The following is a 12719-nucleotide window of genomic DNA, read 5'->3' as shown; positions in this document are numbered from 1 at the left end:
GGGTTCGGCCTTGCGCCAAGTTTGCCGCGCCGCAGGCATAATGCTCATTGCCCAGCCAGACATTCACTGCCTGCGGCGCCTTACCTCGCGCAGGTGGAGAGTTCCCGCACCACGATTGGGTGCCACTACCCTCTCGCCGGAAGACAAAATGGGAGCGCGAGGGCCCGGAGCATTCCTCTTGAGGAATGCGACCAACTAAGACTCCCCCCTCGCTTCTTCCTCTTCTTAACTTAAAATCAAAATCGGAGAGCCCCCCAAATGCCCCGCCTGATCCCGACCTTCGCCGCCGCTTTGACCTTGGCCACGACAGCCCATGCCCAGCCCGTGCCCGCCACAGCCAGCGCCACCTCGCCCGATGGCCAGATCGTTCTGACCGTCTCGACCGACAATGACCAGCGCGCCAAGTGGTCGCTGACCAACAAGGGCAAGCTTCTGGTCGCGCCTTCGGGACTCGGTTTTATCCTCACCGATAGCGTCAACATGACGCGCGGCTGGACCATCACCGGCAGCGAGACCCGCGACCAGGACGACACCTGGGAGCAGCCCTGGGGCGAGCGCCGCTTCGTGCGCGATCATTACCGAGAGCTGATCGTCCACTTCAAGCAGGACAAGGACCATCACGAAAGGCTGATGAATGTCCGCTTCCGCCTCTTCGACAATGGCATCGGTTTTCGCTATGAAATGCCCGCGCAGGCGGCGTTTAAAACCATGCATATCGCCGATGAGCTGACCGAATTTTCCATCGCCCCCAAAGGCACGGCGTGGTGGATCACGGGCGGCGAGTGGAACCGTTACGAGCAGGTCTATCAGAAGACCCCCATCGATGGCGTGGCCACCGCGCACACGCCGATCACCATGCGTCTGGACGACGGCACCCATCTGGCGATCCACGAGGCGGCGCTGGTCGATTACTCGGCGATGTGGCTCAAGCGCGAGGATGGGCAGACGTTCCGCTCCACGCTGTCGCCCTCCAGCCATGAGGCGCGGGTGACGCGCGATCTGCCCTTCAACACGCCGTGGCGCACGATGCGGATCGCGCCCGATGCGGCGGGTCTGGTCGAGAACGATCTGGAGCTGAATCTCAACGAGCCCAGCAAGATCCCCGACATCCAGGCTTGGTTCAAGCCGCAGAAGTACATCGGTATCTGGTGGGGCATGATCCGGGGCGACTGGACCTGGGCGACCGGCCCCAAGCATGGCGCCACCACCGCGCGCACCAAGCAGTACATCGATTTCGCGGCCAAGAACGGCTTCTCGGGCGTGCTGGTGGAAGGCTGGGACAAGGGCTGGGACGGCAACTGGTTCGGCACCGGCTGGGATTTCAGCTACACCCAGCCCACGCCCGATTTCGATTTGAAGGCGATCACCGCCTATGCCGCGCAAAAGCATGTCCAGCTGATCGGCCATCATGAAACCGGCGGCAACATCGCCAATTATGAGGCTCAGCTTGACGATGCGATGAAGCTCTACAGCGGGCTGGGCGTGCATATGGTCAAGACGGGCTATGTCGCCGATGCGGGCGGCGTGCAGGCGCCGGGCGATGGCCCCAACCCCGGCCCCGACAATGTCCGCATGGAGTATCACGACGGCCAGCGTCAGGTGGAGCATCACCTCAAGGTCGTGGAGACGGCGGCGAAGTACCACATCGCCATCGACGCGCATGAGCCGGTGAAGGACACCGGTCTGCGTCGCACCTACCCCAACTGGGTCTCGCGCGAAGGCGCCCGGGGCATGGAATACAATGCATGGGGCGCCTTCGCCAACGGCCCCAGCCATGAGCCCACGCTGGTCTACACCCGCATGCTTTCCGGCCCGATGGATTTCACGCCGGGCATCCTGAGCCTTGAGGGCCATGACCATGTGCCTTTGGCCTCCACTTTGGCCAAGCAGCTGGGGCTTTATCTGGCGATCTATTCGCCGATCCAGATGGCCTCCGACTTTATCGAGAACCTCGAAAAGCACCCCAGGGAACTGGCCTTTATCCGTCAGGTGCCCGCCGACTGGGCCGAAAGCCATCTGATCGCAGGTGAGGTGGGCGACTACGCCATCTTCGCGCGCAAGGATCGCAATTCGGCGGACTGGTATGTCGGCGGGGTCAACGATGCCACGGCGCGCACGCTGGACCTGTCGTTCGATTTCCTCGACGCCAGGAAAAGCTACACCGCCACCATCTACAAGGATGGCGAGGGCGCGACGTATCTCACCGACGCCCGCCACAAGATCGCCTATGAAACCCGCGTGGTGAAGAAGGGCGACAAGCTCTCGCTGTGGCTGGCTCCGGGTGGTGGCGCGGCGATCCGTCTGGCGCCGGGCAAGTAAACCGGAAGGGCAGGGCCAGTATGGGGCTGGCCCTAAACCTCTGGCCTTGCCTTCGATCCTGCGGCAGGATCGCGCGCCATGACGCTCGAACAATTGCGCATTTTCGTCGAAGTGGCCGAGCGGGAGCATGTCACCCGCGCGGCGCAAATCCTGAACGTCACGCAATCGGCGGCCAGCGGGGCGATTGCCGCGCTGGAGGCCCGGCATGACGTCAAGCTGTTCAACCGCGTGGGGCGCGGCATCGAGCTGACCGATGCCGGGCGCATGTTCCTTGAGGAAGCCCGCGCCGTGCTGGCCCGGGCGGCGGGGGCGGAACTGGCGCTGTCCGAATATGGCGGGCTGAAGCGCGGCACCTTGCGGCTGGTGGCCAGCCAGACCATCTCGGGCTACTGGCTGCCGGAACGCCTGGCCGCTTTCCATCGCCGCTATCCGGACATCGAACTTTCGGTGGCCATCGCCAACACTGAGGGTGCGGCCCACGCCGTGCAGGCGGGCGAGGCGGAACTGGGCTTTGTCGAGGGCGCCATCGACGATCCCGCTCTGGCCCATTGGCCTGTGGGCAAGGACCGCATGGTGATGGTGGGGCAGGCCCCTGTCGAGGCCGTGACCAACGCATGGCTGGCCGGCGCGCCATGGATCATGCGCGAGGAAGGATCGGGCACGCGCTCCACCTTCGAGGCCGCTGCCCGGGATCGCGGGATCGATCCGGCGAGCCTGAACATCGTGCTGACCTTGCCCTCGAATGAGGCCGTGCTGGCGGCGGTGCGCGCCGGGGCGGGGTATGGCGTGCTGTCCGCGCTGGTGGTGGGGCCTGCGGTTGCAGCCCATGCCTTGCAGGTGCTGCCCGTCCATCTGCCCGAGCGCCCCTTCTTCGGCATCCGCCAGAAGGAGCGCTACCGCAGCAAGGCCGCCGACGCCCTGCTGGAGGTGATCGCCACCCATGATGCGCAACCCGAATGGGTGATCTGATCGGCCTGCGCGATCGGTATGATCCTGCCTGAAGTCTTCCTGTCGTCCGTCTGAGGGCAGGTCTGGCGGCAACACCTGAAAACCGGGCACTATTCATCTCATATTGAGATTGAAATGATATAAATCAATCGTTGGAATGATTGGTCTTCCGGGTCCATCTGCCTCTTGTCCCAAGGAGGCACCCATGGTTTCCAACACGTCTTTCCGGCTTCATCTGGCGCAGCTTCTCCCCGGTCTGGGGCTGTGCCTGGCCGTTTCCGGCGCGGCTTACGCCCTGCAACGTGTGGAAGAACGCATGCTTGGCCGCAGCTGGCTGGAAGCTCTGGTGCTGGCGATCCTGCTGGGCACCATGCTGCGCTCGCTCTGGACGCCGCATAGCCGTTGGGCGCCGGGCATCGCCTTCAGCGGCAAGATCCTGCTGGAAGCCGCCGTGGTGCTGCTGGGCGTAACGATCAGCGCCCGCACCATTCTGGCCGCCGGGCCGTGGATGCTGCTGGGGATCGCCGCCGTGGTGGCGCTGGCCATCGGGGCCAGCTTTGTGATCGGGCGGCTGCTGAAACTGCCGCCGCGCATGGCGCTGCTGGTGGCCTGCGGCAATTCGATCTGCGGCAATTCGGCCATCGCGGCGGTGGCCCCGGTGATCGGCGCGGATGGCGACGATGTCGCCACCTCGATCGGCTTTACCGCCGTGCTGGGCGTGGCGGTGGTGCTGGGCCTGCCGCTGCTGGGCATCGCGCTGCATCTCGACGGGCTGCAATATGGCGCTCTGGCCGGGCTGACGGTCTATGCCGTGCCTCAGGTGCTGGCCGCCGCCGCGCCGCTGGGGGCGAGCGCCGTGCAGATGGGCACGCTGGTCAAGCTGGTGCGCGTGCTGATGCTGGGGCCGGTCTGCCTGCTGCTCTCGCTGCTGGCGCCGCGCTTGCGTGGTGAAAACAAAGATGCGCCGCGTTTGCGCGGCGAAGACAAAGACGTGCCGCGCCTGCTTGGCGAGGCGGAACAGGCGACGGCCACGCGCCCTGCGCTGCACCATCTGGTGCCGTGGTTCATCATCGGCTTTCTGGGTCTGCTGGCGGCGCGCTCTTTCGCGCTGGTGCCCGATGGGCTGGTGGCCCCGGCAGGCGGGCTGGCGAGCTTTCTCACCGTGGTCTCGATGGCGGCGCTGGGGCTGGGGGTCGATGTGCGCAGCGTGGCGCAGGCCGGTGGCCGGGTGACCGGGGCCGTGGTGCTCTCGCTGCTGGTGCTGGGCGCGATCAGCCTGACCTTTATCCACGTCCTGCACATTGCCTGAAAAAACGCAAAGACCGCCCCTTGCGAAGGGGGCGGTCTTCAGGCGTTCAGGCCATCAGCTGGAACAGCGATCCCGGCTGGATGGTCGAAAGATATTTGCTGGCGGTGTCGGCGGTGGCGGTCTGCTGGGCCTTCGTGCCGTATTTCTGCACATCCTCGGCGCTGGCCGCCGTCTTGGTGGTCGAGGTGGTGCCATCGGTGTAGGTGATGATCGTCGTCTTGAGCGAACCACTGATGGTGGTGGTTTCCGAAAGCTCGGTCTTGGTGGACGATCCGCCACCGCCACCACCGCCGCCCTTGGCCCCGCTAGCGCCAGCGCTGCTGGTCTGAGTGCTGCCGGTGCTGTCCGTCGATGTGGTGTCGGTGCTCTGGGCCTGACTGCTGGCGGTGCCCGTATCCGTGCCGGAGGTCTGGGCGTCCAGATCGTCCAGCGTCTTTTTCACCGCCGCCGCATCGCTTTCCGACAGCTTGCCCGAGGCGACATCCTGATCGATCTTCTGATCCAGCGCGGCGCGCACCGATTTCACATCGACCGGCCCCGAACCCGATGCGGAGCCCTGCGAGAGAACATTGGCAAGATCGTCCTCGACGACCTGCGCCTTGTCGGCCGAGAGACCGTTCGCCTCCAGCTTGGCGAGAAGGGGATTGCTCGTATCGGTCGAGATCGCACTCAAGCTGCTGATGGCCATGGCGGACTCCTGTTGAACCTTTCCACCAAGAACGGCATCAAATTTCCATAGTTAAGGGCAAAAACGGAGCATGCGCGCGGGCCATCTTAGCCACCCATGGCCCCGGCCCCCCCCATGCCTTACCGTATGCCCTACCGCTCGATATGCCGCAGCCTTTCGGTATCCTGTTCGATACGGTTCATCATCGCGCGCTGTTGCTGCGCCATTTGCTCGACCATGCCCAGCAGCGCGGTGATGCTCTGGAAGGAGCCGAACATCTGATCGAGCGACGAGGCGATCACGCTCAACCCCTCGCGCGCGCCCAGCAGCTTGGCTTCGGAGGCCGCGACATGGCCGCCCAGCAGCCCCATCGATTCCTCCACCTCGCCCAGCGAACCCTTGCTCTGGTCCAGCGTGGCGCTGGTGACATTGGCCAGGCTGCGCACTTCATTGGCGACCACCGCGAAGGCGCGGCCCGCTTCCCCGGCGCGCGCCGCCTCGATCCCCGCGTTGAGCGAGAGCAGGTTGGTCTGCATGTTGATGTTGTCGATCACCGCCACGATCTCGCGCAGGCGCTGCGTGGTGGCTGAGACGCGGCGGAATTCGGCATCCAGCAGGCCGGTGCGATCGTCGCCCGCCATTTCGCGGATCTGCGCCTGCGCCTGCAGGCGCATGCTCTCGACATGGCGGCGCGCTTCCTCCGTGCCGCTCACCGCCTGATCGAGTTCGAGCGTCAGGCGGCTGGCGCGGGTGACGAAGTCCACCAGACCGCCGATCAGCCGCTGGCGCAAGGCGTTCATCAGCCGCTGCTGGTTCAGCCGCGTCTCCACGAAATAATGCGAGAAACCGGCGTAATAGATCGGGAAACTGTCGATGTAGGGATCGTGGAAGGCCTCGCCCGGGGCCACGCGGAAGAACACCGCCGCCGTCAGCGTCAGATTGAGGTTGATGCCCAGCAACTCGCCGAAGGTGGAGAAGCCCGCCACCGGTGTCTCGCCCCACAGGCCGTCCAGCTTCTGCAACTGGCCGGGGTTCTTGGTGCGGCGCTGCACGCAATCGTTCAGCACGACGCCGGCGGGCCGGGGCTTGCCTTTCAGGAAGGCGGCCAGATCGCGCCGCGTCTGCTCGGCGAAATCGGTGGTGCGCACCAGATGGAGTTCGTCGCCGGCGTTGACCTCGCAATAGAAGGTCACCACGCCATTCTCGACATCGATGTTGGAGGCCGAGCGCACGAACAGCTCGCCATTCATGAAGATGGCGAAATCATGGTTGCGCATGCGGTCCTTCAGCTCATGAGGCTGGCAGCGCATCATGGCGCACATGGCGTCGATCACCGGCACGATGTCCACCGTGCCCTGCTGCGCCACGGAGGTGACCTGGCGGGTCTCCACCGTGCCTTCCATCACGACCAGGCTCTTGCCGACGAGGGCGACATTCTGGGTCTTGAAGATGCCGAAGCGGGCATGCTCCTGCATCTTCACGAAGGCGACCAGCGCGCAATGCTGCACGAAATCGCGCCCGTCGAACAGCCATGTGCCCTCTGCCCCGTTCTTCTGACCGGTGTTTTGTGTGGCCGAGGAGCCGCCGACAAAGATGCAGGGGAAGCGGCCGCTCTTGTAGACGGCCTCCATGAAGAAGTTTTCGGAGGCCGAGAGGCCGTCGATCAGGGCCAGCGCCAGCGTGTCGTCATGGCGGATGGGGAAGGGCGGGCGGACGTGGTCCAGATGCGCGCCGATCTCCTCCAGCCGCTGGGCCACGGGCTTGACGGGGTGGCCTTCGCGGATGTCTTCATTGGCCAGCGGAATGGCGTGGACGCTGACATCGCGCAGCAGGTCGGCACCGAAAATCTGCACGACCAGATTGTTCCACGCCCCGTCGGCGGGGCAATAGAGCGGTGCGCCTTTCGCCTGATCCCCGCCGGGATCGCACAGTTCGCCCGCCGTGGTCACCGCGATCAGTCGTGCTGGCGCGCTCAGCAGGCGGAGGCGCGCCACAACCTGCCGGAAATCGACATGCGGCGAGACATAGGCGATCACCAGCATGGCGGGCGCCCCGGCGAAGCGGAAGTTTTCGGGCGAAAGATTGCTCAGGGACGCATCGCTGCGGATCACCCGCATGGTGGCGTCGGTTGCGGTGGCCGGATGGGCGATGTCGTCCAGCATGGAAGGCTCGGGCACATCCTCGTGCCACAGTTCCTCCCGTCGCCGTCTCCAGAACATGCCGAATCCTCCCAAGGGATAATGGAGCGAACTGATAGAGCAGCGGCATCAAGAAAGGCTGTGGCCGCCTTAGACACGATTACCTAGGCTTTAGGCATGTTTTCGTCAGAAGGTTCGCGGGCGGCGCATCCTTCTGCTAAAAGGGGCCTGCCGTGCCGGGGGTAAAAACGGGGAACAGGGCCTGATGATCGACTTTCGCCGTCTGCGCTATTTCCTTGAGGTCGCCACCACGCGCAGCTTCACCAGGGCGGCGGACAATCTGCATATGGCCCAGCCCCCCTTGAGCAAGCGCATTCAGGAGCTGGAAGCCGATCTTGGCGCGCCTCTGTTCGACCGCGAGGCGCGCCCGCTGGCGCTGACCCCGGCAGGGCGTTTGCTCTATGAGCAGGGCAGCCAGATCATGCAGCGCATGGATCAGCTTTCCGTCACCATGCGCGATTTCGTGGCGGCCAGGCGGCGGCGTCTGGTGCTGGGCATGGTGACCGCCGGTTTCCACGCGCATCTGCCCGAGGTGATCCGGCGTTTTCAGGCCGTCGCGCCCGATATCGATCTGACCTTGCATGAGATGGGCACGCTGGAGCAGATCGTCGCGCTGAAGGATGGGCGGATCGATGCCGCGCTGGGCCGGGTGCGGGTGGAAGACCCCTCCCTGGCGCGCGAGGTGCTGCGCGAGGAGCCGCTGTTGTTGGCCCTGCCCATCGATCATCCGGGCAATCGCGGGGAGGGCCCGGTCGATCTGCGCCTGCTGGAGGAGACCCGGCTGATCGTCTTCCCCAAAGGCCAGAGCCCCTCCTTTGCCGACAACATCCTCTCGCAATGCCACGACCACGGGGTGCGCCTGTGCGAGGTGATGGAGGTGCAGGAGGGGCAGATGGCGCTGATCCTGGTGGCGGCGGGATTGGGTGTGTCCCTGATCCCGGAATCCGCGCGGCTGATGGCGCGCCCGGAGATCGCGCTGCGCCCTGTGAAGCAGGTCATGACCGCGCCGATCATCCTCTATCACCGCCTCGGCGATCTTTCCTATGAGCTGCGGATGATGCTGCGCACCTGCGCCCAGCTTTACGCCGAATGGGGCGAGTCCCTGCCCGAGAGCGTGCAGGATCTGATCGCCGGGCCCGCGCCCGAATAGGCCTATACCGGCAGGATATAACAGGGCGCTCCAAACGGTGTTGGCGCGCGGGGCTTTGCAGGTTCACATAAGGCTTCGGTTCAATCGAGGACCGGAGAGCCCCCCATGCACAGCAATCATCATCCCGGCATTCATCGTCGACCCAAGGTTGGTGTGGGCGCAGTGGCCAGGGCCGCAACGCGCCAGCACCAGCACTGGGTCGATTATGCTCTGGTGGCGCTGTTCGCCGCGCTGGGGGGCAGCCTGATCTATCGCGCGGTCTGGCAGGCCGCTGGCGATGGGGTGCTGGCTCTGCTGGCGCCGCTGGTGGTGTTCCTCGTGGTGGCCTCGTTCTTTTCCGATGGCGGACATGCGCGGCGCTGAGCCGCATCGATCCCTCCATCCCTCATGACAGGACATGTTTCCATGGCCAGCATCGCCTTTCCCGCCGAAGCCCTTTCCCTCGATGGTCTTTCCACCCGCGTCGTCTATCTGGCGCGTGACGAGGCGGCGCTCAGCCTGCCTTCGCGCGGGATCGGCGAGCGTCTTGCGCGCTGGCTGGCGGGCCGGCAGGACAAGCCCAACCCTCTGGCCAATCCCCGGCTGGAGATGCTGCGCAGCTTCTGCACCATGCTGCTGACCGGCGATACCCATAGCGAGGATCTGGCCCGCACCATGCTGGCCAAGCAGCACTACACGGCCGGGCAGCTGGATGTGGTGCGCCATATGGTCGCGGGCTGAAGGGGCCGTTTCTTTTCGCTTAATCGGCGGCTTTCGATGCTTTATCAGCCATGCCTCGCGTGGAGGCAGCTGAAAGGAAGCCGGTTTGAAGGTGACGATGCTGAGCCTGCTGGCCCTGTCCGTGCTGACAGGCTGCGCCAGCGATCAGGGCGCGTCTCCGGCCTCTCCGGGCCCGGCGCAGGTCAGGCCCTCGGGTTCGGCACAGCTGGGGCAGGGGCGCCATCTCTATCAGTTCGAACTGCGCGACTGGCATGGCAAGCCCCAGCCCAACCAGCCTTTCGCGCTCAGCATCCAGAATGCGAAGGGGCGCAGCCTGCCTTTCGTGGCCGATCGCAAGAAGGTCTATCAGGGCGTCACCGATGCCGCAGGCCGCACCCCGGTCATCGCTCTGCCCTTCCATATCAAGCCCGCTGACTGGCGTCTGCGCGAAAGGTTCGGTGCGGGCCCCTATGGCGAGGATTTCCGGCTGACCGATCCTTCAGGCAAGCATCCGCTGGCGGGGCTCGATTACACGCTGGTCGCCTGCGGCAAGGTGCCCCGCCATTATGAGGGCACCTCCAACGCTCAGGGTTTCACCGCCTATATCGCCAGCGCGGAGGCCGAACATCTCACCCTCTATGATCGCGGCATGGAGGATGACGATCCGGAGAAGGTGATGAAGGAAACCTGCCAGGCCTCCACCATCACTGCTCCTTCCAAGCCCTGAGCGATCAGGCGGCCACCGCCACAGCCTCGACCGCCCGCTCATCGCGCGCGGCATAGCGGCGGGCCAGCGTGGCGCAGACGAAGAGCTGGGCCTGATGGAACAGCATCAGCGGCAGCACGATCATCCCCACCGCATGGCCGGGGAAGAGGATGGTGGCCATGGGAATGCCGCCCGCCATGCTCTTTTTCGATCCGCAGAAGACGATGGCGATCTCATCCGCCACCGAAAAGCCCAGACGGCGGCTGGCGAAGGTCGTGGCGGCGATCACCAGCGCCAGCACCAGCAAGGACAGCACCAGCACCACCGCCAGATCCGCCACCGACAGGCGCGACCACACGCCCGCCACCATCCCCGCGCTGAAAGCGGCATAGACCACCAGCAGCACCGATCCGCGATCGACCACCGAGGTCAGCGTGCGGTGGCGCAGCAGCCAGTCGCCGATCAGCGGGCGCGCGGCCTGGCCCACCACGAAGGGCAGCAGGATCTGCACGCCGATGTCCTCCAGCGCATGGGCGGAAAAGCCGACGCTCGATCCGGGCAGCAGCAGCGAGACCAGCACGGGCGTGATGACCACGCCGAGCAGGTTGGAGACCGAGGCGCTGCACAAAGCGGCAGGCACATTGCCCCGCGCGATGGAGGTGAAGGCGATGGAAGACTGCACCGTGGAAGGCAGCAGGCAGAGATAGACGATCCCCACCAGAATATCATGCGGCAGAAAGGGTTTCAGCACTGCCTGCAACCCCAGCCCGATCACCGGGAAAAGGATGAAGGTGCTGGCGAAGGTCAGCCCCTGCAGCCGCCAATGGGCAAGGCCGCTCCACACCGCCTGAGGCGACAGCCGCGCGCCATAGAGGAAGAACAGCAGCGCCACCGCCAGAGCCACCGCCGCATCGGCAATGGGCTTCCCCGCGCCCTGCGCCGGACACAACGCGGCGAGGCCCACCGTGCCGATCAGCATCAGCAGATAGGGATCGATGGGGGAGCGGTCGATCAGCGTGCGGAGGGTGGACATGGCGTAAACTCCCTGTTGTCTGCCGCTGGAGGTACGCCTGTGATTGGTGATGCACAATTCGCGTGGCCGTGGTAACAGTCATCATGATTCATGATAACAGTTCCGGTCTGATCGCCCCCGATCTGCTGCGGGCTCTGGTGGCTGTGGCGCAGGCGGGCAGCTTTTCGGGCGCCGCCCGCGCGCTGGGTTTGCGGCAATCCACCATCAGCCAGCAGATCAAGCGGCTGGAAGAGGCCACCGGTCGTCGCCTGCTCGACCGCGACACCCACCGCGTGGCCATCACCGCCGAGGGCGAGGCGATGCTGGACCATGCCCGCCGCGTGCTGGATGCACATGAGCGGATGGGGCGCTATCTGTCTGGCACGCGGCTGCGCGGGCGGCTGCGCATCGGCGCCTCGGAGGATTTCGTGCTCTCCGCGCTGCCCGATGTGCTGGCCGATTTCGTGCGCCGCTCGCCCGAGGTGACGCTGGAGCTGACCGCCGGGCTCAGCGAAACGCTCTACGATCAGTTCGATGCCGGGCAGCTCGATGTGCTGGTGGTCAAACGCTGCCGGGGCGACCGGCGCGGCACGCTGGCATGGAGCGAGCCCATCGTCTGGCTGGGCCGCCCCGATTACCGCCCCCCTGCCGGCGAGCCGCTGCCGCTGTTGCTCTATCCTTCGCCCAGCGTGACGCGCGCCCGGGCGCTGGAGGTGCTGGAAAAGCTCGGCCAGCCGTGGCGCATCGCGCTCACCAGCGCCAGCCTGGCCGGACTGACAGCGGCGGCGCGCGCCGGGATCGGCGTGATGCCGCATTCGGCGCGGCTGATGCCGCCGGGGCTGGCGGTGGTGCAAGGGGGGCTGCCGGTGCTGCCCATGGTGGATTTCGTGGTCATCGGCCCGGGCGGGCGCAATGACCTGGCCGATGCGCTGACGGCTGCGATCCTGCAGTGGGCCGCCTCGGGCCGGGCGCAGGGCCGCTGAGGCTTACGGCGTGGTATATTGCCCGCATGCGGGCAGGGGCGCATCGGGCCGGTACGCACCGGCAGCGGCATCGAAATGGAAGGCGCGGCGATAGGTGCAGGCCTTGTCCTCGCTCGTCACCAGATCGCGTCTGGTCAGCGCGGGCAGGGCAAGGGAATCCGCGTCCCGGCTGACGCCACGGGGAAAGGTGGTGGCCCGCACGTTCAGGAGCAGATCGGGCAGCAGCAGATCCGGCAGGTCGCCGGCATCGGGAGCCACGGAGAGATCGCCCGTCAGCGCATAATCGTCATGGCAGGCCCCGGCGCGGCGCTTCATATCCTTCTCGCTGAAGCAGGCGCGGATCGAGATGTCGCTGCGATAGGGCGCTTCCAGCACGGCGCGCGGCGCGCTGCCGGGGCGCAGCAGCATCAGGCGCTGGGCTTCCACATCGGCATTGCCGCCCGAATACATCTGGTGCTGCGCCGCGCCGATGCCGATCAACACCGCGCCGCCTTTCAACCGCAGCAGCATGGGCAGCGGTTCGACGCTGCTCTCGTCCTGATCCTCACTCCATGCGCCCAGCGGCTGGCCCTTGCTGGTGACGGCAAAAGCGCCTTCCTTCGTGGCGGACACGCAAATCTCGCCATCCGCCGAGCAGAAAGGCGCATCCACGCCCGCCTGCGCCAGCGTTTCGAAGCCGGAGGGCATGGCGGCCAGAGCAGCAAGGGCCAACGGAAAACTCATCCTGT

Annotated in this window: 12 protein-coding genes; 8 read left to right on the top strand and 4 right to left on the bottom strand. The window is 65.7% G+C overall.

Annotation, left to right across the window (positions count from 1 at the left end; all coding sequences use genetic code 11):
- The first annotated feature begins 258 nt into the window (after positions 1-258).
- The 3 genes from SR3_RS02560 (at position 259) to SR3_RS02550 (ending at position 4576) form a co-directional block, all read left to right on the top strand.
- Positions 259-2319, top strand: coding sequence for a glycoside hydrolase family 97 protein (locus tag SR3_RS02560; RefSeq protein ID WP_068080324.1), 2061 nt, complete (start codon positions 259-261; stop codon positions 2317-2319).
- 78 nt (positions 2320-2397) lie between these two features.
- Positions 2398-3288: a LysR family transcriptional regulator gene (locus SR3_RS02555; RefSeq protein WP_068080322.1), complete on the top strand. Its 891-nt coding sequence runs from the start codon at positions 2398-2400 to the stop codon at positions 3286-3288.
- 184 nt (positions 3289-3472) lie between these two features.
- Positions 3473-4576 (top strand): YeiH family protein, encoded by a 1104-nt coding sequence (locus SR3_RS02550; RefSeq protein WP_068080320.1) that lies wholly within the window; start codon positions 3473-3475, stop codon positions 4574-4576.
- 46 nt (positions 4577-4622) lie between these two features.
- On the opposite strand, the gene SR3_RS02545 is transcribed toward SR3_RS02550, so the two are convergent.
- Together SR3_RS02545 and SR3_RS02540 are read right to left on the bottom strand one after the other, a co-directional pair.
- The gene (locus tag SR3_RS02545) at positions 4623-5264 is read right to left on the bottom strand and encodes a hypothetical protein (protein WP_068080318.1); all 642 of its coding nucleotides are present in this window, start codon (positions 5262-5264) and stop codon (positions 4623-4625) included.
- A 131-nt stretch (positions 5265-5395) separates the two neighbouring features.
- Positions 5396-7462 (bottom strand): methyl-accepting chemotaxis protein, encoded by a 2067-nt coding sequence (locus SR3_RS02540; protein ID WP_084454850.1) that lies wholly within the window; start codon positions 7460-7462, stop codon positions 5396-5398.
- A 184-nt stretch (positions 7463-7646) separates the two neighbouring features.
- Here SR3_RS02540 and SR3_RS02535 point away from each other — a divergent pair, with 184 nt between their 5' ends.
- The 4 genes from SR3_RS02535 (at position 7647) to SR3_RS02520 (ending at position 10017) form a co-directional block, all read left to right on the top strand.
- Positions 7647-8591, top strand: a complete 945-nt coding sequence (locus SR3_RS02535) for a LysR family transcriptional regulator (RefSeq protein ID WP_068080315.1) — start codon at positions 7647-7649, stop codon at positions 8589-8591.
- A gap of 105 nt (positions 8592-8696) precedes the next feature.
- Positions 8697-8954: a hypothetical protein gene (locus SR3_RS02530; protein WP_068080312.1), complete on the top strand. Its 258-nt coding sequence runs from the start codon at positions 8697-8699 to the stop codon at positions 8952-8954.
- A 42-nt stretch (positions 8955-8996) separates the two neighbouring features.
- The gene (locus SR3_RS02525) at positions 8997-9311 is read left to right on the top strand and encodes a hypothetical protein (protein ID WP_068080310.1); all 315 of its coding nucleotides are present in this window, start codon (positions 8997-8999) and stop codon (positions 9309-9311) included.
- Between the two features lie 91 nt (positions 9312-9402).
- Positions 9403-10017, top strand: coding sequence for a hypothetical protein (locus tag SR3_RS02520; RefSeq protein ID WP_169805543.1), 615 nt, complete (start codon positions 9403-9405; stop codon positions 10015-10017).
- A gap of 4 nt (positions 10018-10021) precedes the next feature.
- On the opposite strand, the gene SR3_RS02515 is transcribed toward SR3_RS02520, so the two are convergent.
- Positions 10022-11029 (bottom strand): bile acid:sodium symporter family protein, encoded by a 1008-nt coding sequence (locus SR3_RS02515; RefSeq protein WP_068080306.1) that lies wholly within the window; start codon positions 11027-11029, stop codon positions 10022-10024.
- 83 nt (positions 11030-11112) lie between these two features.
- Here SR3_RS02515 and SR3_RS02510 point away from each other — a divergent pair, with 83 nt between their 5' ends.
- Complete coding sequence (locus SR3_RS02510) at positions 11113-11991, top strand: LysR family transcriptional regulator (RefSeq protein ID WP_068080304.1); 879 nt, start codon at positions 11113-11115, stop codon at positions 11989-11991.
- 3 nt (positions 11992-11994) lie between these two features.
- On the opposite strand, the gene SR3_RS02505 is transcribed toward SR3_RS02510, so the two are convergent.
- On the bottom strand, positions 11995-12714 hold the full coding sequence (locus SR3_RS02505; RefSeq protein ID WP_157098587.1) for a hypothetical protein: 720 nt from the start codon (positions 12712-12714) through the stop codon (positions 11995-11997).
- Positions 12715-12719 lie beyond the last annotated feature (5 nt).

Origin of the sequence: Novosphingobium rosa NBRC 15208 (assembly GCF_001598555.1) — a bacterium.
Classification (GTDB): domain Bacteria; phylum Pseudomonadota; class Alphaproteobacteria; order Sphingomonadales; family Sphingomonadaceae; genus Novosphingobium; species Novosphingobium rosa.
The sequence above is the reverse complement of the archived record's forward strand: the minus strand, read 5'-3'. Positions and strand labels throughout refer to the sequence as shown.